Annotated in this window: 21 protein-coding genes; 5 read left to right on the plus strand and 16 right to left on the minus strand. The window is 26.9% G+C overall.

The window, feature by feature from the left end:
- Nucleotides 1–172 precede the first annotated feature (172 nt).
- From HCG70_RS04685 to HCG70_RS04695, 3 genes are all read right to left on the minus strand, one after another.
- Complete coding sequence (locus HCG70_RS04685) at nucleotides 173–1,858, minus strand: B12-binding domain-containing radical SAM protein (protein WP_195948821.1); 1,686 nt, start codon at nucleotides 1,856–1,858, stop codon at nucleotides 173–175.
- Between the two features lie 16 nt (nucleotides 1,859–1,874).
- Nucleotides 1,875–2,372 carry a hypothetical protein gene (locus tag HCG70_RS04690; protein ID WP_221697513.1) on the minus strand — a complete coding sequence of 166 codons (498 nt, stop codon included), beginning with the start codon at nucleotides 2,370–2,372 and terminating at the stop codon, nucleotides 1,875–1,877.
- Nucleotides 2,373–2,556: 184 nt separating this feature from the next.
- Nucleotides 2,557–3,837: a hypothetical protein gene (locus HCG70_RS04695; RefSeq protein WP_042396207.1), complete on the minus strand. Its 1,281-nt coding sequence runs from the start codon at nucleotides 3,835–3,837 to the stop codon at nucleotides 2,557–2,559.
- Nucleotides 3,838–4,038: 201 nt separating this feature from the next.
- Here HCG70_RS04695 and spoVB point away from each other — a divergent pair, with 201 nt between their 5' ends.
- Nucleotides 4,039–5,538, plus strand: a complete 1,500-nt coding sequence (spoVB, locus tag HCG70_RS04700) for a stage V sporulation protein B (protein ID WP_042396209.1) — start codon at nucleotides 4,039–4,041, stop codon at nucleotides 5,536–5,538.
- Between the two features lie 65 nt (nucleotides 5,539–5,603).
- Here spoVB and HCG70_RS04705 read toward each other — a convergent pair whose 3' ends face one another.
- Entirely contained in the window at nucleotides 5,604–7,061 is a 1,458-nt protein-coding gene (locus tag HCG70_RS04705) for a catalase (protein ID WP_042396211.1), read from the minus strand.
- A 250-nt stretch (nucleotides 7,062–7,311) separates the two neighbouring features.
- Between HCG70_RS04705 and HCG70_RS04710 the strand changes: the two genes are divergently transcribed.
- Nucleotides 7,312–10,542, plus strand: coding sequence for a GGDEF domain-containing protein (locus HCG70_RS04710; RefSeq protein WP_221697514.1), 3,231 nt, complete (start codon nucleotides 7,312–7,314; stop codon nucleotides 10,540–10,542).
- A 74-nt stretch (nucleotides 10,543–10,616) separates the two neighbouring features.
- On the opposite strand, the gene HCG70_RS04715 is transcribed toward HCG70_RS04710, so the two are convergent.
- The 5 genes from HCG70_RS04715 to HCG70_RS04735 all read right to left on the minus strand — a co-directional run bounded on the left by HCG70_RS04715 (nucleotide 10,617) and on the right by HCG70_RS04735 (nucleotide 17,079).
- Nucleotides 10,617–12,221: a polysaccharide biosynthesis protein gene (locus HCG70_RS04715; protein ID WP_221697515.1), complete on the minus strand. Its 1,605-nt coding sequence runs from the start codon at nucleotides 12,219–12,221 to the stop codon at nucleotides 10,617–10,619.
- A gap of 20 nt (nucleotides 12,222–12,241) precedes the next feature.
- Nucleotides 12,242–13,210 (minus strand): RluA family pseudouridine synthase, encoded by a 969-nt coding sequence (locus tag HCG70_RS04720; RefSeq protein WP_042396219.1) that lies wholly within the window; start codon nucleotides 13,208–13,210, stop codon nucleotides 12,242–12,244.
- A gap of 105 nt (nucleotides 13,211–13,315) precedes the next feature.
- Nucleotides 13,316–14,497 (minus strand): M20 family metallopeptidase, encoded by a 1,182-nt coding sequence (locus tag HCG70_RS04725; RefSeq protein WP_055276413.1) that lies wholly within the window; start codon nucleotides 14,495–14,497, stop codon nucleotides 13,316–13,318.
- Nucleotides 14,498–14,616: 119 nt separating this feature from the next.
- The gene (locus HCG70_RS04730; RefSeq protein ID WP_042396224.1) at nucleotides 14,617–15,003 is read right to left on the minus strand and encodes a hypothetical protein; all 387 of its coding nucleotides are present in this window, start codon (nucleotides 15,001–15,003) and stop codon (nucleotides 14,617–14,619) included.
- 81 nt (nucleotides 15,004–15,084) lie between these two features.
- Nucleotides 15,085–17,079, minus strand: coding sequence for an ATP-dependent helicase (locus HCG70_RS04735; RefSeq protein WP_154821205.1), 1,995 nt, complete (start codon nucleotides 17,077–17,079; stop codon nucleotides 15,085–15,087).
- A gap of 122 nt (nucleotides 17,080–17,201) precedes the next feature.
- Here HCG70_RS04735 and HCG70_RS04740 point away from each other — a divergent pair, with 122 nt between their 5' ends.
- Nucleotides 17,202–18,668 (plus strand): nicotinate phosphoribosyltransferase, encoded by a 1,467-nt coding sequence (locus HCG70_RS04740; RefSeq protein ID WP_042396228.1) that lies wholly within the window; start codon nucleotides 17,202–17,204, stop codon nucleotides 18,666–18,668.
- 39 nt (nucleotides 18,669–18,707) lie between these two features.
- Here the strand turns inward: HCG70_RS04740 and HCG70_RS04745 are convergent, their stop codons facing one another.
- Nucleotides 18,708–18,932 (minus strand): hypothetical protein, encoded by a 225-nt coding sequence (locus tag HCG70_RS04745; protein WP_042396235.1) that lies wholly within the window; start codon nucleotides 18,930–18,932, stop codon nucleotides 18,708–18,710.
- A 263-nt stretch (nucleotides 18,933–19,195) separates the two neighbouring features.
- Nucleotides 19,196–19,525 (minus strand): hypothetical protein, encoded by a 330-nt coding sequence (locus tag HCG70_RS04750; protein ID WP_042396237.1) that lies wholly within the window; start codon nucleotides 19,523–19,525, stop codon nucleotides 19,196–19,198.
- A 219-nt stretch (nucleotides 19,526–19,744) separates the two neighbouring features.
- Between HCG70_RS04750 and HCG70_RS04755 the strand changes: the two genes are divergently transcribed.
- Complete coding sequence (locus tag HCG70_RS04755) at nucleotides 19,745–20,152, plus strand: Fur family transcriptional regulator (RefSeq protein WP_221697516.1); 408 nt, start codon at nucleotides 19,745–19,747, stop codon at nucleotides 20,150–20,152.
- Between the two features lie 75 nt (nucleotides 20,153–20,227).
- Nucleotides 20,228–21,151: a hypothetical protein gene (locus HCG70_RS04760; protein WP_042396241.1), complete on the plus strand. Its 924-nt coding sequence runs from the start codon at nucleotides 20,228–20,230 to the stop codon at nucleotides 21,149–21,151.
- Nucleotides 21,152–21,300: 149 nt separating this feature from the next.
- Here HCG70_RS04760 and HCG70_RS04765 read toward each other — a convergent pair whose 3' ends face one another.
- From HCG70_RS04765 to lon, 5 genes are all read right to left on the minus strand, one after another.
- The gene (locus HCG70_RS04765; RefSeq protein ID WP_042396243.1) at nucleotides 21,301–21,816 is read right to left on the minus strand and encodes a hypothetical protein; all 516 of its coding nucleotides are present in this window, start codon (nucleotides 21,814–21,816) and stop codon (nucleotides 21,301–21,303) included.
- A 109-nt stretch (nucleotides 21,817–21,925) separates the two neighbouring features.
- On the minus strand, nucleotides 21,926–22,222 hold the full coding sequence (locus HCG70_RS04770) for a hypothetical protein (RefSeq protein ID WP_042396244.1): 297 nt from the start codon (nucleotides 22,220–22,222) through the stop codon (nucleotides 21,926–21,928).
- Nucleotides 22,223–22,245: 23 nt separating this feature from the next.
- Nucleotides 22,246–22,605, minus strand: a complete 360-nt coding sequence (locus HCG70_RS04775) for a hypothetical protein (RefSeq protein WP_052330613.1) — start codon at nucleotides 22,603–22,605, stop codon at nucleotides 22,246–22,248.
- A 151-nt stretch (nucleotides 22,606–22,756) separates the two neighbouring features.
- Nucleotides 22,757–23,359, minus strand: coding sequence for a ribosome biogenesis GTP-binding protein YihA/YsxC (gene yihA, locus HCG70_RS04780; protein ID WP_042396246.1), 603 nt, complete (start codon nucleotides 23,357–23,359; stop codon nucleotides 22,757–22,759).
- Entirely contained in the window at nucleotides 23,349–25,679 is a 2,331-nt protein-coding gene (lon, locus tag HCG70_RS04785) for an endopeptidase La (RefSeq protein ID WP_042396247.1), read from the minus strand. Before lon ends, yihA begins: the two co-directional genes overlap by 11 nt.
- Nucleotides 25,680–25,753: the final 74 nt, after the last annotated feature.

Here is a 25,753-nt window from a genome sequence, read left to right on the forward strand (position 1 = left end):
TATAAATATTAATACTTAATATAGTATTAATTACTTTTTATCTCTTTTTTAATTATACACGGTTTTTACAATTTTTCAACTTTTTTTTGTTAACATTTCCTAAACAACACTTTAATTTTGTAATAATTATCTATTTATTATATTTTTTACTTACTTATTTTCTTTTTGTAATTTACTTATTTTCTTTTATGTTAACTAAATTATCAATTTCTATAATGTCTCCATCATATCCAAATAAGAAATATGATTCTCTTTCTTCTATTTCACCAGTTTTTATATATTTGTTTATATCTATGCAAAAACCCTCTACATAATAATCTTTAAAGGAGTATTTTTCTCTTAATCTATCTTTAAATTCATTTTCTTTTTCCTTACCTACTCCTTTTCCTAAGAATTCTGGCATCCCTCTTCTTTTATTAAACATTAAGTAATCATACTTTACTATATCTCGTAATATTTTATTATCTAGTTTTGTTATTTCCATATTGAAATCTAAAAATACTTTATAATATTCACTATTACCTATATTTCTATCGAAGTATCCCTTCTTATCAAAGTAATTTCCCAATTCTAAATAAAAATCATAAGGAGTATCAAAACACTTAACTAATATTTTTATTATGTTATTGAATTTCTGTGAATTATAATATTTATCTACCATACTTTCTACTTTTTTTAATATTAAAAGCTCATCATAAGAAATATCCTTTGTAGAAATAATTTCGTATGGAGGATATGGTGAATATTTCATTCCATACTCTTCAGCTTCTTCTCTCATAGAAGATCCCCTAAGAAGCTTTAAGAATCCTAACTGTATTTCTTCAGGTTCAATACTATATACATCATTAAATGATTTTTTAAATGATACTATGTCTTCACCTGGTAATCCTGCTATTAAATCTAAATGCTGTTTTATATTTTTTATTTCTAATAATTCAACAACCTTTTCTTTAATATCACTAAAATTAACAAATCTATTAATTCTATTTAATACATCATCATTAGTAGTTTGAACTCCTACTTCAAATTGGAATCTATCTTTAGGTGCCTTTCTAAGCAATTCTAATTCTTGTGGTTTTAAAATGTCTGCTGATATTTCAAAATGAAATTGAGTTTTTGTTTCAGCATTAATTAAAAATTCCCATATAGCTGTTGAAAATTTAAAATTGCAATTAAAAGTTCTATCTACAAATTTAACAAGTCTTACTTTTTTATCTATGAAAAATTGCAATTCTTTTTTTACTCTTTCAATATCTAAAAATCTTACTCCATGAGTTGTTGATGAAAGACAATATTTGCAGTTAAATGGACAGCCCCTTGATGCCTCGTAATACACTATCTTATTATCTAAATCTTCATCCATCTTATATGGGAAAACTATTTCATTCATACTCATAAGAGGTCTATTACCATTTCCTATTACTTCATTGCCTTCTTTAAAATATAATCCTCTTATACTTCTAATCTCTCTTTTCCCAAGGCAATATTCAATAAATTCTCTATATGTTTTTTCTCCTTCTCCCTCAATTAAATAATCACCATTAAGTTCCTTTAATATATTTAAACTATCATAAGATACTTCTGGGCCACCATATAAAATTTTTATATCACTATTTACTATCTTTATAAGATTAGATAATCTTTTCACCATCTCAACATTCCAAATATATGTTGAGAAAGCAACTACATCAGGTTTTTCCTTTATAATTTCTTCAAGTACTTTTTCATCCCTATCATTAATTGAAAACTCCCTAATTTTGCATGTATAATCCATGTCTTCAGTAAATGCTTTTAGATACCTCACTGCTAAATTACTATGAATGAATTTTGAGTTAATTGCTGTTAATAAAACTTTCACTTTCTTCTTCCTTTCGTTACTTTATTTTTTCTCCCCTAATGAAAAATATATCCTCCCAAAGCTTCTCTTCCTTAATACTATACATATTTTCTAACATTTTTTTAGCATTATCTATATTTGATGTAGAAATAGGGTTTAAATTTTTAAACTCAAACTCTTTTATTTTACCAGATGGTAATACTGCCATCACCTTATTATTTGATACTTCTCCCATCTCTTTATTTATATCCCAAATATATATTTCTCCACCTACTTTTATTAATTTACTTACTTCATTTATCAATTGAACACGAGCTGATTCTCTCCATAAATTACTTAAGTAAAAGAATATAGTGCATACATCATACTCACCTTGTATACTTTTTTCATCTATACTTCCTTCTAATAGATCAACACAAACTTCGTCAATTGTATCTTTAGAAATATTGTAAATTACTCCGTAGCTTTCACCAACGTCTAGTACATCACCTAATAACTTAACACCACTTAAATTTAATATAATTGTTTTTCCCATATTTACTCTCCCTTTTATAAATTATTTTTCTTTTAATAAATTTTATTATTATTATTTTCAACTTATGTAAATCATTTTTAACAATTATTTTTTCTTTTGGTATTTAAGCTTTTATCTTTCCTTATTTATATATAATAATACAAAAAAATATCTTATGGAATTCCCATAAGATATTTTTAGGATTTTATTTATTTTTTCTCTTATTTTTAACTTTATATATAATAGTCATTACAATAGCAATTACCAATATAGCAATAAAAATCCAAATTATATTTGGTAAATTAAATGAACTATTATTTATTTCTCCTTGAATCTTATATATGCATCCCGCTTTACTATCTAATAAATATATACTTGAATTATTATAACGTATTTTTTCTATATAGCTATTTTTATCTAAACTTACGATAGCTTTTGAAGTTCCTAATTCAGTTAATACATATATACAATTTTCTTTATTATCAGCAAAAATTACAGTATCCTTTGGAAAACACTTTCCTTCATAATCAATAGCTAGTCCTTTTAGGGATTGTAAACTATTATGTTGATATCTAGGTGGCAATGGTGTCTCTGTTGGATGATTTTCAATAATATATGATAATTTATTAGTTCCATCAGAAAATCTTGGAGAAGTAATAGGGTCTCCACCACTAAAATCAGGCCACCCATACCATGCCTTTTCTTTTATATCATATATATAATCAACATCATCTTTTACTTCTCTTCCTCCCTCTTCATTCATTCCACCTACAATTGCAGTTAATTCACCCATACTATTTGTAGCTATTCCTTCAACATTTCTAATTCCAGTTGCATAAGTCGAAAGCTTTCCAGTATTTAAATTGTATTTTAATATTGAAGCATTACTTAACATACCTTCTTTTATTTTTTCCCCTGAATTCACTACTTGTCCAAATTTAGTAAATCCATAATTTCCATTATATCCAATACCAGTTGATACCCATTCGAAAGATGCAATATCTTCATTTTTATTTCCCTCGTCTACAATTCCTGCATTTGTATTTGAACCTATAGTTATATATAAATATTCATCTTTTAAAGTAATATTAGTTTTATTATTAATTCCTAAATTAGGCAATCCAGTTACTATATCTCTAAATTCCTTATTAGATAGATCATAAGCTATTACTCTATTATCCGTAGCTATAATTATAGAATCTCCACTACAAGCAATATCATATATATTTAACGACTTATCATATATTAATACTTCTTCATTATTACTTTCATTAACTACTTTTATTGTATCTTTAAAAGCTATGTACAAATTATTAGCTCTGTCAAACGTAAATGATACTGCTCCCTCTACTGATTTATTTGTAATTGACCAATCAATATTTTTATAAATTAAATTAAGATCATACCCTTTGCTAAATTTATAAATTCCAAAAGAAATACTAACTATCGCAACTGATAAAATTATGCATTGCAAAAATTTCTTCATAAGCCTCACCCCTTCATAATAAATTTATTTTTTTACATAACAAAATATTACTTATATTTAAATAATGCTCTTTAATATCATATTGTTTTATTCTACTGAATAAGTATTAATGTAATTCAACTTTATTAAATATTGGTAAATTGTTTAATTAGTATTCATATGTTTTTGCTTAATAAATATCTACAAAAGGAGGAAAATAATTTGGAAAAAGATAATTTCTTTAAAAATTCATTTTTTTTAACTGCTTCTAACATTACAACCGGAATACTCGGATTTATTTTTTCTATGTATCTAGGAAATATTGCAGGTCCTGAAGGTCTTGCTATTTATGGTTTAGTTATGCCAGTATATAACTTATTTATTTGCTTAATGACTGCTGGAATAATTGCAGCTATTTCTCAACGTTCCGCTATTTATGAAGCTAATGGAGAATATAATAATTTATTTAAAACTATTCGATCCGTTGCTTTTTTTAACATAATATGGGCAATGGTTATTGGAATTATAGTATTTTTTCTTGCACCTTACATAAGTAAATATGGAATTAAGGATCCTAGAACTTTAAATGCCATAAGAGTTACTTGTCCAGCCATGGTTTTTATTGCACTTTCAAATATATTAAAAGGTTTTTTCTACGGAACATCCAAAATCACTGTTCCTGCTATAATTGACATATCTGAAAAAGCAATGAGAATAATAACCATAACTTTACTTATATATATGTTTAAAGCTCAAACATTAACTTCAATAGTAACATTAGCATTTGTGTCACTAGCTATAGGAGAATTGCAAAGTCTTTTATTACTTTATATTTATTTTAGATATACAAAAAAAAGAATGCCTATAGGTCACGATAAACCTGAAAGAAAAGCTCAATTATTATTTAATGTTCTTATAATTTCATTACCTTTATGCTTAAATGGATTCTTAGGAAATGCTTTTTCAACAATTTCAACATTAGTTGTTCCAAGACAGCTTGTTGCTTCTGGTTTAGATTATAGTTCTGCATTAAACTTAATAGGTAAATTTAATGGAATGGCCTTAACTATAGTTACTTTTCCCTTAATTGTTGTAAATTCAATAAATACGCTTCTCGTACCTGATTTATCACAAACTATAAGCAATGGTGAATATTACAATGCCTCCGTAAGAATAAGAATGGTTTTAAAAATTGCTTTTCTATTAGGAATGGCAACAACAGTAATTTGTCAACTTATACCAGATTCTCTTGGACAGATGTTTTATCATAGAGATGACTTAGGATTATACATTAAGCTATCTTCACTTTCAGCACCTATATTTTTTGTTTCAAATACAATGGTGGGAATATTAAATGGACTAAACAGACAAAGTATTATATTAAGAAATTCAATAATAGTTTCTGTTACCGAAATACTATGCTTATACTTTTTCACAGCTATACCTAGTATAAATATTTTTTCTTACGTAATTACTATATTTGTTACTTCAACTTTAAATTTAATAATTAATTTACATGAAATAAAAAAACACATTGAATTAAATTTATCTTTATTTAATATAATTATTTTTTCTTTAATAGGAATTTTAATTTTCTTAATTTTAAATTTAGCAAATAAGTATTTACTAACAGATTTATTTTATTTTAAAAATATATTAATAATAATATTTACATTCGGAGTATTTGCTTATTTAAGCAGATTTGGAATAGATGAATATTAAAAATAAGGTGAAAAAGCTAGAACAAGTTAAAGCTTTTTCACCTTATTTTTAAAGTCCTCACATTTTTAATCTTTAATTTTTAACCCTTTTTTTATACACTCCCCAAAATCCTTATCTGCTTTTGTAAAATTAGCAATTAATCTTTCCTGAATCTCTCTATTTACTTCTTTTAAATCACATAAAATATTATATATTAAATGTTCTCTCTCCTTTTTTGACAAGCTTCTATACCTTTCTCCAGCTTGAGTAAAATCATCAGCCTTTTCAATCACCTTTCTTACTTCTTCACCGTTCAAACAAATATGTTGACTTGCTATATCCTTTGCCAAATTTGGTTTATTATTGTCAAGCATATTGGGTCTATAATTAACATGTCCAGGATTTCCTCTATATCTCATATTACCATTTTGATGATAATTACAAACCTTAACTTTTGGAGCATTAACAGGAAGTTGATTAAAGTTTGGTCCTAATCTATGCCTTTGAGTATCCCTATATGCAAATAATCTCCCTTGTAATAATTTATCATTTGAAGCCTCAATTCCTGGTACCAAATTTGAAGGTGCAAATGCAGCTTGATTTGTTTCTACAAAAAAATTATCTGGATTTTTATCTAATGTCATAGTTCCAACTTTAATTAATGGAATTTTATCTTCTGGCCATATTTTTGTAGCATCATAAACATCAAAGTTAAGCTTATCAATATCATCCAACTCTAGAATTTGAACATATAAATCATATTTAACTTTTTCTCCTCTAGCTAAACACTCATATAAATCTTGTCTTGCTATATCTGGATTTATTCCTGCTAACATAATTGCTTTATCTCTATCTATTGTTTCAACACCTAAAAGTGGCTTCCAGTGATATTTAATTAACCTTCTCTTTCCCATAGGACATACCCAGACATATGTGTTAACCCCAAATCCCTCCATTTTTCTAAAGCTTTTTATAGTCCCCAGATCTGAATATACATATGTTATCATATTTGTTGATTCAGGATTAACTGAAATAAAATCCCAAAACCTGTTTAAATCAGTTACTCCTGTGTCTGGCGCTGGTTTAAATGCATGAATCATATCTGGAAATTTCAAAGCATCTCTAATAAAAAATACTGGTAAATTATTACCAACAATATCGTAATTCCCCTCATCAGTATAAAATTTAACTGCAAATCCTCTTGGATCCCTCGCTGTATCTGCAGAACCTTCTGAACCTATAACTGTTGAAAATCTTACTAAAACAGGTACTCTTTTATTTTCTTCTGTAAAAACCTTAGCTATTGTATATTTTCTCATAGAATTTGTTACTTCAAAGTATCCATAAGCTGCAGATCCTTTTGCATGTACTACTCTTTCCGGTATTCTCTCCCTATCAAAGCTAGCAAGCTTTTCAATTAAATTGGTATCTTTTAATAAAACAGGACCATCCTCCCCTACAGTTAAAGAGCTTGTATCATTAGAAATAGGAATGCCATTATCAGTGGTTAATGTGCAATCTTTTTCATCTCTTTTATTTTTCATAATTACTCCTTAAAATAAATTTCCTAATATATACTATTCAAATCGTGTTTTTTTTATCTCTTTTCATCTAATAAATGATTAATTTTTGTAAATAATATGATATAATATATATTACTGGTTAAATATCATGGAATTTAATTGTAAATTTAATTTTTTTATATTTTTAAAATTAAATTTAAATACTAAATACTTTATAATTACTATAATTCCACATTAAACACTAATTTTATTTTTTTATTGAGAGGTTATTATGCTAAATATAGATATTGGTCGCTATTCATCTATTTTAAAAGAAATTGAAAGAAATGAAGCAAGTATTTTTTTAATTAAAAAAAATGGACAATCCTTCGATTCAAACTTAAATTATTTAAATAAATCTTCAAATTCAGAATATAATACTTTTTATACAGACTATAAGTTCTACCCCATTTTGGAACCGTATTCACCATTTTGTTCACTAATAAAAAACTTTACGAATACCAAAAAAGACTTAGATTATTTAATGAATGAATTATCTGTATATCCGGCACATAAAGAATTATTCAAAAGTTTTATTTTTAATGGTAAAGCAAATAGAATAGAAGAAATTTTACCCTTTGACTACGCATATGAAAAATCGAGATTTTTCACAGAGTTTTTAAATTTTTTTAATTACTATGGTAAGAAAAAAACACTACTTATTACTTTAGAAAATATAAATTATGCACCTATATCTACCATAAACTGGCTCAAATGGTTATTTACTAGTTCTTCCAATAATAACTTTAAGATAATACTTACACTAAATGATTACCATTATTATAACGAAAATTTTCAAAGCAATTTTGACGACTTAATTCAATTATTAGAATTAGACGGCTTATTACTTGAGTTTTCTAATAAAATTTTAATAAATAAAACTCAAAGCTCTGATAATAATTATATAAATTTAAATAATAGTGATAATTTATTTAACGGCGATAATTACTATAATTTTTTTGCTTTAGAGGAAGCTCTAAATTTTTATAAAATAAATTATGATTTAATAAAAGAAAATAATTCAAAACACACTTTAGAGGAATTATACCTAACTTTATTGAAATTAGGAAATACATATTGCTTATTAGAAAATTATGATGAAAGCTTAAAATATTACGAATTACTCTCAAATGTTTCATTAGAAAATGGAAATGACTATTTTAGACTCATAGCAATTCAAAAGCTTTCTATGATTAATATATTAAAGAAAAAATTTTCTTTAGCCGAAACATTATCAAAACAAAGTTATACACTTTCAAAAAAACTAAATAACGAAGAGCTTATTTTTAATTCCTATTCTTTAATATTTTGGATTAATGAATTTGCTAAATATAGAACAAATTTAAATAAATTTAATTTTGCTAATGAATTTATTTATCTTGCAAAAAAATATAAGCGAAAAAATATGCTTGCATATTTTTTAACTCATTCCTACTATGAAATTGAATATTCAGGTCCTGAAGATAAAAAGATATCATATTCTAACGAAGGGAGACGCTTAGCACTTGAATTAGATAATCAAAATTGTATATTATCTTCTTATCTAAAAACTGCTTTAGTTTACGCTGTAAGAGGTTTTTATAATATAAGTATAACTTATTATAAAAAAGTTGAAGTTTTATTATTGGAAATGAAAGATTATTTTAGACTAGCTCAAACTTATAATGGTATAGGATATTATTATTTAACAAATGAAGATTATATAACAGCTAACTCTTATTACGATTTGGCATTATTAAATTTGAGATATAATTGGAATTTTGATGAAATATGTATGACTATTTTTAATAAAGGATTTAATTTTCTTCTTTCTAATCAATATACAAAAGCAAATGACTGCTTTAACATTTGTTTATCAATATTAAACGTATTAAAAGTAGATAGATTACGTTTGACTACATTAACTAGATTATATGGAATTGTAGGATTAAATAATTTTTACTTAGGAAATTACTATAAAGCGTATTCATTTTTATCAAACATGAAGACTCAATGTAAAGATGCTACAATTAAATTCTTTAAAGATGATGATGATGAATTCTTTTTATCAAATTTTTTACAAGGTCTTTTATTAAAAACAGAAAATAAATTGATAGAAGCTAAATCATTCTTTGAAAAAGCTAACTATTATCTTGGTTTACTTGAAGGATCTTTAAAATGTTTATTACCTAAATTTAATTATGAATACTATTCTTTATTAACTGAATTAGGTAATTTTAATGAAGCTAATAAGTATAAAGAATATGGAATAAGATACTGTAGAGAAAATAATTTTAACTACTATCTTTCTATTCTTGAAGGTAATGATCCTAATCCAATTCAAATACCTCATGATCCATCATCAATGAATTGGGTAGTAGAAGCTGCTAAACAACAAGCATCTTTAAATGAATTAAATTCAAAAGTAGATGAAATAAACTTTTTAAATCTTTTCCAAGAGAACTTATCTTCTTTAGATGATTTAGATAAAGTTTTATCAAGTTCTATGTCCTTAATTGAAAGTAGATTTGCATTAGATTATTCGTTTATGTTATTACACGAAAATTCAACTATAGATTTAATTTATTCTTCAAGTAATGACGATAATATAAATAATAAATTACCAAAACTTATTTCACTATTATCAGATTATAAACAAGGTTTTGTTTATCCTAATCATTCAACGTCATTGACAAATAAATTAAAGTCTTTTATTAACAAAATTGAATTACTAATAAACTCAAATATACATTCATTTATTTTTATTCCTATTTTGAAGGATAATAAATTAAAAGCCTCTTATTTATGCTTAACTAAATCCTCTGGAGAAATGATTAATAATGAAATTACACTTAACAATGAATTTTTACGCTTAATAAACTTAACAACTAAACAGTTATTTGAAACTATTCGAAGAATTGAAGGACAACAAAAATTATTACAAAGTGCTTATACAGATATGCTAACTGGAATTTGTAATAGACAAGGATTTTATAATAGACTTTCAAACTTATTAGATTATAATCCTAATGATTCAAATACTGTAACATTATTTTATATCGACTTGGATAACTTTAAATACTACAATGATTCTTTTGGACATAAAATTGGGGATCAAGTATTAATTTGGTTTGCAGAAATACTCAACTCTGTAACGCCTAAACATAATTCACCTATTAGATACGGTGGAGATGAATTTTTACTTTTACTACAAGATTATTCTAATGAAGAAATTTTATCAGTGGCAAATAACATATATAATTCTTTAGAAAAATATATTGGCTTTAGTGATAGAATATCAAAAATCTTGATGAAAGATATCACTATCCCCAACGAAAAACTATTATCATGCTCTATTGGTATAATAACAATGAATATAACAAGCTGTACTACTATGTCTGATTTAATTGAAAGTGCTGATCATGCAATGTATGAAGCAAAAAAACGTGGAAAACATCAATTTATAGTTGCTAACAATATATAAATATAAATGGTCTGTTACTTAACGTAACAGACCATTTATATTTATATTTATATTTATATTTATATTTATATTATTTACATATTCTTTCTTAAAAATCTTGGTAATAAAGTAAATAACTTAGGTGAAATCATATCTAAATCTTTCTTCTTTATACCACCAAGGAAAATCATAGCTACAAAGTATACAGCTCCACCTATAGCAATTAACATTAAAGCTACTATTGACGTTATAGCCCTTCCACCTTGTACTATATTCATAAATCTATTTATTGGAATTTTACATAATGAGATACTTAATGCCATAACACACGAAGCTAATAATGGTACTAAAGCCATTTTAACTATAGGTATTCTCATTTTAAATATTCTTCTTAATCTATTATGATTTATTATTACGGGAACTAAAAAAGCAAAGAAACTTGCAAATACAGCTCCTAATATATTAATATCCTTTATTCCAACTAAAAAATAGTTAATAACAAATTTTATTATAATACTTAAAAAAGCAGTGCTTAATACTAAATATAATTTATTTATTCCTTGAAGAATAGTATTTTGTATAGCTGAAAGTGACATAAAAATCAACACAACAGAACCATACATCAATAATTGATATCCCTCTGTACTACCATAAATCATAATATATACTTCTTTACTTAGCATAGATAAACCAACTGCTGCTGGTATTGTTATTAAATAAGTTAATCTAAAGCTATATGCTATATGTGATTTTAACTCTTTCTTTTTCTTTGTTGTAAATGCATTTATTATTCTTGGAAAAATTGCTGAACTTAATGCTGTTACTATTGATAACGGTACATAAAGCAATGTATTATAACATCCTAGTATTCCATATAACTCAGTTGCTCTATTATCATTAAAACCAGCTGCAAGAAGTCTTCCCTTTACATTTATAGTATCAATCATACCACTTGAATTTTGTAATGCAGCTACCATTATTATCGGCACTCCATACTTAACAAGTTTTTTTAGTATCATTTTATCACTAATATGTTTTTCTGCTTTATTTTCTTCTTCTGCTCTTTCTTCTAATCTATTTCTATCATATATTATTAAGATAAATATAAGTGCTACAATTGCACCTATAGTTGTACCTACAGTACCTCCAGCACTTCCCCATTCTATGCTTATTCCTACAAGCACAAAAGCAAATATTAAACTTAAAACTACGTTAACAAGCTGCTCTATAACTTGCGAAATAGCTAGAGTCTTCATTTCCTCTATACCTTGAAGGTATCCTCTATATGTAGCTAATAAACAGCTAAAAAATACTGTTGGAGCTAGAAACATTAAAGAAAGTGTTGCTGTTTCCCATTTAGTTATTTTAGCAATCGGTCCGATAAGCATCATAAATGCAATTGTAATAATAGCACCGATAATCGCTAAATACCTTCTTGCTAATTTCATTGCCCTTAATGCATCTTCTTCATGTCCTAAAGCCCTTAATTCCGATACAACCTTTGCAACTGCTGGTTGTGCTCCTAAGCATGTAATAGCTAATATAAAAACAAAATAACTGTAACTTGCATTATATATTCCTATTCCTGTTGTACCAATTATAGCTCTTAACAATGGAATATATGCTGCTGACATTACTTTTACAAGTATCCCCGCTATAGATAATATAAGAAAACTACGACCCACTGATTTCTCTTCCATAACTTTCCCCTTTTATGATCTTATATAGTAAATTTAAATACATCCTTCTTAATCTTTTTAAACATTGGCGGAAGCGCTTCTGCTATTGTTTTATTCTTTAAATACTCAAGTTTCCCATTAGCGCCCTTAAAAATAAGCTTATAAGCATAAAGGAATTGATAATTTAATCCAAACTTATTATCAAAGAATGAATTTAACTTTTTATCTCCATACTTAAAGTCACCTATGATAGGATTTCCTAAATGACTTAAATGTGCTCTAATTTGATGGCTTCTACCTGTAATAAGGTCAATTTCTAGTAATGAATATGCTCCATTAGTTTGAACTGTCTTTACTTCCATAGCAATTTCCTTAGTGTTAGGTCTCTTTTCATCATATACCTTAGATATATTTTCATTTTCATCTTTTGAAATATATCCTTTGTATACTCCATCTTTTATTTTACCTTTTACTAACGCATTATAATACTTCTTAACATTACCTTCTCTAATCATTTCGTTCATAGTTCTTAATGACTCAAAATTCTTTCCAAAAATAACTACTCCTGAAGTATTTCTATCTAATCTATTGCATGGAGCCGGTGTAAATGTTTTTTCTTTTTCTGGTAAGTAATCACCTTTTCCATTTAAATAAGACAATACATAATCTGTAAGTGAAGGTTCTGCTCCCTTTTGATCTGGATGTACTAAAACCCCAGGCCATTTTTCAACAATTAAAATGTTCTCGTCTTCATATGTAATCATAAGTCCGCTTGAATTTACTTTAATAAATGTATCTTCTTTTTTCTCTTGCTTACTTTGTAAATATCTAATTTCAATTACATCCCCAAATTCTAATGGATAATTTTCTTTTTTCTTTACTCCATTAACTCTAATGTCACCCTTTCTTAAAGCTTTAAAAATAGCACTTAATGGAACATCCTTTAAATACTTTCTTAAAAACTTATCCAATCTTTGCCCTGCTTCATTTGTTCCTATTTCAATTTTCAAAAAACCAACTCCTATATTGTATGACTGTTTACAATTATTTAACATAACTATAAACAGTCTATTTTTTTGTCATTTTATCCATTTTAATAGATTAATATTATTTTCTTATCTTGTCAAATAATTTACCGCAATTTCACATTGAATTGCCACTCCAATTGGCAATGCATCCTCATCTATATCAAATAAACTATTATGTGCTGGATAAATTATTCCTTTCTTCTCATTTCTTATTCCTAAGAAATAAAATACTGAAGGTACTTCGTTTGCAAAGTATGCAAAACTTTCAACACCTAATTTAGGATTCTTTTGCAACTTAACATTTTCTTCACCAATTACTTCCTTAGCGCTTTTTTCTAATAATTCCACCATGTCATCATCATTATATAAACATGGATAAGATTCTTCAATCTCAATTTCTGCACTTCCTCTAAAAGTTGCACAAACACCATTTACAATTTCTTTTAACCTTCTTTTTGCAAACTCTCTATCTTCCATAGTCATAGTTCTAATAATACCAGCCAATTTCACTTCACTTGGAATAATGTTTTGAGCAGTCCCACCATGAATACTACCAATTGTAACTACAGCTGGATTAACTGGTTTTATCTCCCTACTTACTATACCTTGAAGCGAAGTAACAACATGACTTGCTATAACTATTGGATCGATTGCAGTATCTGGATAAGCTCCATGCCCTCCAGCCCCTTTAATAGTTATACTAAATGGATTTGAAGCTGCATTTACTGTCCCCTTTTTAACCATAATAGTTCCACAATCAATAGTTTCTTCAACATGTAGTCCACACATCACATCAACTTTAGGATTTTCAAGTACTCCTTCTTCTATCATTACCTTTGCTCCACCAGTAGTTTCTTCTGCTGGTTCAAAAATAAGTTTTACTGTTCCACTAAACTCAGCTTTATACTTATTTAATATCTTAGCAACCCCTAGAAGAATTGTTGTATGTCCATCATGACCACAAGCATGCATTTTTCCTTTAACCTTAGAAGCATACTGACAACTCTTTTTATCTTGCATTGGTAGTCCATCAATATCTGCTCTTAAAGCAATAACTTTTTTATTTCCTTCTTTAGTTCCATTGATAATTCCACAAACTCCAGTTTTTGCAAACTCCTTAAATTCAATTCCCTCTTTGATTAAAAACTCTTTTATATATCTTGAAGTATTAGCCTCCTCAAACCCTAATTCTGGATATTGATGAAGAGTTCTTCTTATTTCTTTTAATTCTTCTTTAATATTATGTGCTTCTAAATTAAAATTTTTCATTATAAACTTCTCCCCAAAAAATTTACAGGCTTATATTTGAAATATAAGCCTATTGAATTAATTATATATTATGTATTTCTTTTATTCAATTAGTTTAATAATTTATAGATTTTTTAATACTATCTTAACATTTTCTCCAGTTCATATAATCTAAATCTTTCAGGTTGTTGGAATTCTGCACCTGATGCTCTCTTTTCAATTAACTTTTTATACTCCTCAAATTGTGCATCGCCTAGCTTTTTTCTTATCACATTTAATTCACATTCCCTAATATATTCTCTTTCTTCTTGTGATAATACAACATATTTATTTAATTTATTTATTATTTCACTTAAATTATCTTTTTCTTCACTGCTAAGTAAATCTTCATTTTTATCTATAAATGCTTCTATTTTTTGCCCTTCTTCAGGTGAATATGCTTCAGGATAAAGCTGACATAGGTTTATCCCTATAAACAAAGTACATGTAAATATCAATAGTTTAAGAATTTTTATATATTTTTCCATAGCTACTCCTACCTTCTAGTAAAAGATTTTCCTGTATCATTTAATATTATTACCAGAATAATAAATATTAATTAAATAAAGTTACTTAATTAATATAATCAAATTATTTTCCATTAATACTCGTAGAGAAAATGTTCTTAAAATTTCTTCTTTAAAATCTAAAGTTATTTTATCACCTTCTATAGACTTAACCTTACCATCTCCATATTGTCTATGATAAACACTATCTCCAGTTTTAATACCATAATCTACAACGCTACTTTCCTCTTCTAATCCACTCTCTAAAATAAATCTAGACATATCACTAAACTTACCTCTTATAGTCTTAGGTGAAAAGACATATAAATTTTTAATAGCTCTAGTAATTGCAACATAAAAAAGTCTTCTTTCCTCTTCTAAGTTATCTTCCATTGATGACTTATGTGGAATAGTTTCTTCATTACAATCTATAATAAATACATTTTTAAATTCCATTCCTTTTACGCCATGGATTGTACTCAAAATAACCCCATCTTGAACTACCTTACTCTTTTCTATTTCTTCCTTAACATTTTCTACATGAGCCAAAAATTCAACAATAGTTTTAAAACCTTCTGCTGCACCTTTTAATTCTTCTAATACATCTTCTAAATCACTAAAATTTTGATTAAATTTATTAGCATATTCTCTTAAATAATCAATATATCCAAGTGAAGATATTATATATTGAATTGCACTACCTAATGAAATTTTATTAAGATATATAATTTCCTTCTTTAACTCATCAAGTTTCTTTGCTTGAAATGGAGGTATATCATTTTTATTAATTAAAATATCAAAAACATTTCTATGCTCCCTATATGAAGAAACATAACTCAAATTACTTTTACTTACATATCTAAATGGCTTATTAATAATTGAATTAAAAGCTTCTTTATTAAATTGATCTATAGATAAAGTTAAATAATTTATTATATCCTTACATATAAAATGTTCAAAGAAATTATATCCTTTATCTAATAAAACAAAAGGTATTTTTCTTCTAGTAAAAGTATCAACTAAACTTCTTGCTTCCATATTTGTTCTATAAAGCACTGCATTATTACTGTAATTTTCTCCAACAAAACTTTTTATAATATTTGCTATTTCTTCTCCTTGAGCAAATTCATTATAAGGCTTAAATAACTTAACAACTCCCTTATCACCTTCATAAGAAATTATTTCCTTATTATTTCTACCTAAATTATTAGCAATTAATTTCTTAGATATATCTACAATATTTTTTTTACTTCTGTAATTTGTTGATAAATATACCTTCTTACCATCTTTAAATGACTTTGAAAAATTTATCATATACTCTGGCTTTGAGCCTCTAAATGAATAAATACATTGATCTTCATCACCTACGGCAAATAATTCATTTTGAGGATTTATCATCTTAATAAATTCTATTTGAAGTTCATCACAATCTTGAAATTCGTCGACTAATACATACTTAAATATCTCTTTATATTTACTTAAAATATTTTTGTTATTTTTAAACAAATATAATACCCTAATAGATAAATCATCAAAGTCCCATAACTTCTCTTTAGTTTTATATTCTTCATAATGTTCATAGCATTCTTTAAATATTTCCATAGAAATTGAAGGCTTAAAGTTTTCTATATCGCCTAAAGAAGTTTTAAAAAGAGAAATATTATTTAAAACCTCTCGTATTTTATCATCATTAACATCATCAAAATACTTTCCTAATACACTCTTTACAATTCCATGTCCTTTCCCATTGTCAATTATATTTATTTCATAACCTTCCCTTAATAAAATTTTATAAAACAATCCATGAAATGTTCCAAAAAACGGAGCCACATTTTTATTGAAATTATTCTTATACCTTGTTTTCATATTTTCTGCAGCAGCACGTGTAAAAGTAATAACAATTATGTTCCCTATCTTTACCTTTCTTTCTTCAATTAAATAATTAACTCTATTAATTATTACTGTAGTCTTACCACTACCTGGAGCTGCTACTACTAAAGTGTTCTTATCTTTTATATTAATAGCTTTCACCTGATAACTGTCTAATAATATCTTCATATGTTCTCCTTTAAGTTATTTATTTTAATTATCTCCATAATTATTATATAAATAACTATATTGTAATAATTTATATATAGTTGTACAATAACTTTAGGTATTTTTCAATAAAGGAGATAAATATGGAAAATTTAATGAGATTTGATGTTACCAATGAAAGAAATCTTACTATGTTAGTAGATTTTTATGAATTAACAATGGCTAATGGCTACTTTAATAAGGGTGTTCAAGATAGAATAGCTTATTTTGATATGTATTTTAGAAGAGTTCCTGATGGCGGTGGATATTGTATAATGGCTGGTGTAGATCAGCTTATTGAATATTTAAATAACCTTTCTTTTACAGAAAGTGATATAAAATATTTAGAAGAAAAAAATCTTTTCTCTGAGGAATTTTTAGATTACTTAAGAAATTTTAAGTTTACTTGTGATGTATGGGCTATTCCTGAAGGAAATCCTGTATTCCCTAATCAACCTTTAGTAACTGTTAGAGGACCTGTTGTTCAAGCTCAATTTATTGAAACTATGATTCTTTTAACAATTAATCATCAAACTTTAATTGCTACTAAAGCTAATAGAATTTGTAGAGCTGCTGATGGTAGAACTGTTATGGAATTTGGTTCTAGACGAGCTCAAGGCTATGACGGTGCTATTTACGGTGCAAGAGCTTCTATAATAGGTGGATGTGATTCTACAGCTTGTACAATTGCTGATAAATATTTTAATATTCCTGCAGTTGGAACAATGGCGCACAGCTGGGTTCAATTATTCGATACTGAATATGAAGCATTTAAATCATGGGCAGAAACTTATCCTGATAATTGTTCTTTACTTATTGATACTTATAATGTTCTAAAATCTGGCTTGCCAAATGCTATTAAAGTATTTGATGAAGTATTAGCCCCTCTTGGGAAAAGACCTACAGGAATAAGAATAGATTCTGGAGATATAACTTACTTAACTAAAAAATGTAGAAAAACTTTAGATGCTGCAGGTTATCCAGATTGTAAGATAATAGTTTCTAACTCACTTGATGAACACATAATAAGAGATGTGTTAGCTCAAGGAGCTTGTATAGATTCATTTGGGGTTGGTGAAAGATTAATAACAGCTAAATCAGAACCTGTATTTGGAGGCGTATATAAACTAGTTGCTGTAGAAAAAGATTCTACCGTGATTCCTAAAATAAAAATTAGTGAAAATAGTGAAAAAATAACTAACCCTGGCTTCAAAAAAATATTTAGATTATTTGATAAGACTACAGATGTAGCTATTGCTGATGTTATTGCCTTAAATGATGAAGTAATCGATGAAAGTTCTGAATTAGAAATTTTCGATCCTGTTCATACTTGGAAAAGAAAGAAAGTTACTAATTTCTATGCAAAAGATTTATTAGTTAAAATCTTTGATAATGGTAATCAAGTGTATACTTCACCTTCTGTACTTGATATTAAAAAGTTTTCAAAACAAGAAACTTCAAAGTTATGGCCTGAAATTTTAAGATTCGAAAATCCTCATACTTACTACGTGGACCTTTCACCTAAACTTTGGAATTTAAAACAAGAGTTATTAATTGAAAAATCTAAGTAAATTAAAAGAGTCACCGAGAAAACACTCAGTGACTCTTATTTATTCATCTTTATACCCTATATAAGAAGGTATCATATATTCTAGCTTAGTATTTTGAGAATATGCAAAATCCTCATCAAGTATATCCTTAAAAACAACCTTTTCCTCTGCTAAATGTTCAATAAAAGGGCAAATTTCATTGTTATTTAGAGCTGGACTCATTGGACACTCATTACTACAACTAACTTTTTCCCTTCTGCTTGACCAAAATGGACATTTACTCATAACCCATACCCCCACTTACTTGTAAACGAAATCACATACTTATTATATATGATTTTTATCAATAAATAAACACTTATACATATTTTTATGACATTTTACAAAAATTTTACTTTCGATAAATATTAATTTGATATCTCACTATTTTATACTATTTATATATAATATAACATAATTTCTCATTAAATCAATATTTTTATAATATTTCAATAAAAAAAGAACTAATTTCTCATCAAAATTAGTTCTTTTTTACTATTTCTTTTTTTCTATCTCTTTAATGCTGAGTTCTTAACTACAGAAATTTTAATTATTTCATTTTGGAATGCTTTTAATAAAGCTTTTTCTAAAACCTTTTGTTGATCAAAGTTCTCAATATCTTTACATTCAGCAAAAACTTTATTTAATTCACCATCAACATTAGTATAAGTTAATGTAACATAAGGTTTTTCATACTCAACATTAACTATTTTTAATCCCCATGATATTTGTGCATAATCCCCGTCAAGAGTTAATTTAGTTAAAGATTTTAATTTTTCATTTTCTTCGCTAGGATCATTAATTATTAATAATTCATCGCCTACTTTATATTTTGCCATAAAAATTCTCCTCCTTAATTTAAACATAATACTAAACTTTATATTATGCAATTTACATCTTTTATATGTGCAAATTAATTCTTCTTATAAAATATCACAATATGTATATATTTACAATATTATTTTATTTATACCACTTTATTAATTAATAAATATTATTGACAAAGAATAATATTTTCTTATATAATTATATTAAATAAATATAGGAAGGTGTCATTAATGGATGATATAATTTTAACATTTAAAGAAAAGAAATTAAAATTAACGCCCCAAAGATTAGCTGTTTATCAATATTTAAAAAGCACAAGTGAACACCCTTCAGCCGAAACAATTTATAAAGCATTACAACCTAACTATCCAACAATGAGTCTTGCTACCGTTTACAAAACTCTAAAAACCTTAGTTGAAATAGGATTGGTTCAAGAATTAAATGTTGGTGAAGGAAACTTTAGATATGATGGAAACTGTAGTGAACATGGTCACATACAATGTATTCAATGTGGTAAAGTTGATGATTTATGCGACATAGATTTTTCACCATTAAATAAAATGGTTGAAGAAAATACTCACTATAATGTAAAATGGAACAAACTTTTCTTCTATGGATTATGTAAATATTGTCAGTAGTATTCTACTGACTTTTTTTCTTGCTTAAAGTTATTTATTGTATAGCAATCACATATACTTTACTGAGGTGATGCTATGTTTAATTTTAATTTACAAAAAAAGAACTTTTTAAAATTAATACCATTAATTTTTTTTGTAATCATTTTAGGATTATATTTAAATACATACATGAGAAATTCACAAACTCTATCAAATGCATATAATAGCAATAAAAATAATCAGGAATATGATTTTGATGGCGATGGCGAAAATGATGAGTTATCCATTATCTCTACCAATTCAACTTATTCAATAAAAATTAAAAACTCTCTGGGAGAAACATTATTAAAAAGTAACGAATTTGACTATTCTTTACTTGATATTTCTCCATCTTGCGCTATAAAAATTTCATACATAGATTTGAATAGAAATAAGATTCCCGAAATAATAATAAGTGGATTAAAAAACAACAAATCAACTTTTTATATTTTTAAATGGGAAAATAATAGCTTTCAAGAAGTATTTTTTACTCAAAATAATATATTATCTATTTTAGACTTTAACAATTCGAAAACCCCTAAAATTTATACAACATCTTCTTCTAAGGGTGATGAAGCTACAGAAGGCTATATTTTAAATTCTACCACACTGAAAGATATTAGTTTTAGTTCACCAAAGATACCTTCACTTAATTCTATTCAATTATTAATAGATTGTGTTGAGGCTGATTATGAGCTCGATGATGCTCCAGATATATTTACCTCTACAATAGAAAGTGATCAATTAGGACTATTATGGAATTTAGATAAAAGTAATTATAGATATTCATTTCAAAAAGCTTATTGTTATGATACTACTTGGAATGAATTTGGTAATACATCTTCATTATGTTGGATACTATCTTTCGAGAAAATCAATTTTACTAGCTCTGATTCAAAACCAAAAGAACTCCTCTTATATGTTACTGCAGAAATAGATGAATCAAATCAATTTAAAATATCTTCCATAATAAAAAAGTAATATAAAAGGCCGCTAAAAAAAGCGGCCTAAAAGGGGGATGGGGGGGTTTAGCTTAATGAAGATTTCTCTTCATTCGCTATAGGAGAATACTCTCCGGTACATTAATAGTATTAACCTTTTACTCAATTTTATACACCTTTAAAATTTTATTACTCATCAAATATACCATCGTTATACATAGTAATTACCCTATCGATGAATCTACCTCTCTCGCCACCTACAATACTTCTAATAGCTCTAAGCATTTGAATATTCTCATCATTTCTTTCTCCTTTACCAGCAAAACTTTCATTTGTAGTAAAGTTTAAATCATCATCTATAGTATTAACATTCTCATTATTTGAAGAATATTGATTGTTATCATTTGAATTATTTCTTATATTTGATTCATTTCCCATATTGTTTATATTCCCCATTAAATTTCCCAAGTTTAAATTATTAAAATCAAATCCTTGTGTATTCATTGATTGTAATAAACTATTTATTTGATTCATATCAATATTTCCAAACATACTACTTAATAATTGATTAGGGTTTATACCAAATGGTCCATTATTATATGTTGGTCTACTATTAGTATTGGCATTTACGTTAGCATTATTTCTATTATCACTTGTACCTTCACGTCTAGTATCGCTTCTATTTTTATGCTTACGCTTGGACATATAAGTACCTCCAAATTATTTCTTTACTCCATTATATGTAATTAAACTGTATATGTTTATAAAAAAGGATATTTTTTTGGAGGGTCATAAAGACCCTCCATCCTCTTAACTAGCAGCAGCAGTCACTTTCACAGCAGCAATTGCTTCCTACGGTATTTCCTCCAAATAGATTTCCATAAGATCCACCACATAGTAAGAATAATAAGATTATTAAATATGAGCAATTATTATTAAGAAGTCCTGATCCACAAGCAATTAATAAAAATATAATTGGTGCTACACAATTATTTAATCCACCAAAAACATTTCCACAGCATGATCCATAATTGTTAGCTGTAGCATTATTGCAGCAACAAGGTTCACAACATTCTTGACAACAACATTTCTTATTTCTCTTCTTTGACATAATTATTCCTCCTTCCTACTAAGCTATAGTAGAGATCCATTGCAATTTGTATTAAATCCATTATTTCCACAACCAAAAGTACCATTACATAAGAATAATATTACAAGTAAGAATAAATATCCTCCACCACAGAATGATCCATTATTATAAGCATTATTATAAGAATTATTACAACAGCAATTATTTGAAGCTGTATTTCCACAGCAGCATCCTGTATTAGCAGTTCCACCTTGTCCAGCATAGAATAAAATTAATAATATCCAAATCCAGCTACCAAAACCACAACCAGTAGTTAAAAAATTATTTCCAACAGGTTCTGATGCAGAAAAACTAGGACAATCCATGTCATTCAATTCATCAATCATATCATGCATACTAGGCATCTTTACATTCCTCCTAATGATTTATTTTTTTGTTTTTATACTATATACTATTCTCTTTATTTTCATTTGACACTATTTTCCCTTCCCATCCAATAATTTTTTTATCTTTTTCTCCAATAAAAAAACTACCCTTTCACAGGTAGCTTTTTTATTAAACTGACTTTGCCTCTTCTGATAAATCTTCAAAAATATTATTTATTAACTCATCTTTTCCCTTTTTATTTAATGAAGAGAAGAAATAAAATTTATCAGTACTTCCAAGTCCAAGTGTTTCTTTTATTATTTTTTTACTCTTACCTAATTCATTATTAGATAATTTATCACTTTTTGTTGCAATTACAATGCAATCATAATCAAAGTGCTTTATCCACTCATACATCATGATATCATCAGCTGTTGGTTTATGCCTTGAATCAACAAGTAAAATTACTCTTTTTAATTCTTCTCTATCAGTTAGGTACATTTCAATAGTTTTACCCCAACTTTCTTTTTCCTTTTTAGAAACTTTAGCATATCCATATCCCGGTAAATCAACTAAGTAAAAATCATTATTTATTAAGAAAAAATTAATTAATCTTGTCTTACCAGGCGTTTGTGAAACTTTAGCAAGTTTTCTTCTATTTGTTAAGGCATTTATTATTGAACTTTTACCTACGTTAGATCTTCCAACAAAGGCAATTTCATTTCTACCATCTATAGGATATTGATTCCTTTTAACAGCAGATATAATAAATTCTGAATTTTTAATTATCATTATCATCAACTCCGATTAATGCATTTTGTAATACATCCTCAACCTTGTCAGCAAAAATTAAATTTAATTTCCCCTTAATTGAAGATGGTATTTCTTTTACATTCTTTTTATTATCTTTTGGTAAAATAACAGTCTCTATTCCTATTCTATGTGCTGCTAAACATTTTTCTTTAACTCCACCAATAGGTAATACTCTTCCTGTTAATGTTACTTCTCCAGTCATAGCTACACTACCTTTAACTTTTTTCTTAGATAATGCAGATACTAAAGCAGTAACCATTGTCACTCCTGCAGATGGGCCATCCTTTGGTACCGCACCTTCTGGAACATGAATGTGAATATCATTCTTTTTATAAAATTCTGCTGGAATATCATACTTATCAACATTAGCTCTAACGTAACTATATGCTGCCTTTGCAGATTCTTGCATAACAGATCCTAATTGTCCTGTTAATTCTAACTTACCGCTTCCCTTCATTACTGCAACTTCAACTGGTAATGTATCTCCTCCATATGCAGTCCATGCTAACCCGGTAACAACTCCAACCTTATCTTCTTTTTCTTCTTTATCATACTCAAAAACTACTGGTCCTAAATACTTTTCTAACTTACTTGAAGAAACAATAATACTCTTTTTATTTGTTTTTATTAACTCAGTAATACTTTTTCTAACAACCTTATTAATTTGTCTTTCTAAAGATCTAACTCCAGATTCTCTAGTATAACCATTAATAATTTCTTTAATTGCGTTATCTGATATCTTTATTGCATTATTTTCAACATTACATTCATCCATTACCCTTTTTACCAAGTAATTCTTTGCAATATTAAATTTTTCATCATAAGTATATCCTGAAACCTGTATTATTTCCATTCTATCTAAAAGAGCATGTGGAATAGTATCCAATGAATTTGCTGTTGTTATAAACATTACATTAGATAAATCAGTTTCAACTTCCATATAGCTATCTCTAAATGTTTTATTCTGTTTTGGATCTAATACTTCCAATAAAGCATCAGCAGGATTTCCCTTATAATCATTACTTAACTTATCTATTTCATCTAATAGTATTAGTGGATTATTAACCTTAGCTTCTTTTAAAGCAAAAATAAGTCTTCCTGGCATAGCACCAATATATGTTCTTCTATGCCCACGAATTTCAGCTTCATCACGAATACCACCTAATGAAATCCTAACAAACTTCCTATTTAATGATTTAGCCACAGATTCAGCTATTGAACTTTTACCAACTCCAGGAGGTCCTACTAAGCAAAGTATAGGGCCCTTTAAAGACTTTGTATATTTCTTTACTGCTAAATATTCTAAAATTCTTTCTTTAACTTCATCTAAACCGTAATGCTCATTATCTAAAATTTCTTCAGCTTTTTTAATATCAAATGAATCTTTCGTAGCTTTATTCCAAGGAATTGCTACTAGCCAATCAAGATAATTCCTTATATTGTTAGCCTCACTTGAATTTGATGTTTTTAATCTCGATAATTCATATTCCGCCTTTTCTTTTACTTCTTTAGAAAGTTTAAGCTTTTTTAATTGCTGCGTATATTTGTTTATTTCTTTTGACTCTTCATCTTCTCCTAGTTCATCTTGAATAGCTTTAATTTGTTCTCTTAAGAAATATTCCCTATTACTCTTATCAATCTTACTCTTAACTTTATTGCCTATTTCTTTTTCAATTTCAACTATTTGAATTTCTTCATCAATAAACACAAGTAACTTTTCTATTCTTTCATAAACATCTATAGTTTCTAATATTGATTGCTTCTTTTTATCATCTAATTGAATATAAGCGGCTATTAAATCAGTAATCTTACTTAAATTCTTCTCTTGCTCCATCATTTTAAGTACTTTACTATCATCACCTTCTGTTGAGTAAATGTACTCTGCAAAGGCTTTTCCTAACTGATTTCTGAAAGCTATATCTTCATTACTTTCAACTTCAGTTGCTTCTTCTACTATTTTTTCAATTTTAGCTTGTAAGAATTTTTCCTTTTCTTCAAACTCTAATAGTGTAGCCCTTTCAAGCCCTTCAACTAAAACCCTTGTAGTTCCTTTTGGCAACTTAAGTATTTGTTTAATTTTACATATAGTTCCTATACTATACATATCGTCTTTACTTTCTGGAATTTCTACTTCAGGGTCTTTTTGTGTAACTAAGAAGATTTTGCTTTCATTTAACATTGCTTCTTCAAGAGCTGCAATAGACCTTTCTCTTCCAATATCAAAATGTATAATCATATTGGGAAAAATAGTAATACCTCTAAGAGGTATTAACGGTAATAAAATAGAATCAGTATTCATTTTCCCCCTCCATTCTAATCATCATAAATAAAATATCTAACTTTTAAATTATACACGTAAAACTATTTTTTTTC

It is taken from the genome of Clostridium sp. K04, assembly GCF_019734375.1.
Classification (GTDB): Bacteria; Bacillota; Clostridia; order Clostridiales; family Clostridiaceae; genus Clostridium; species Clostridium saudiense.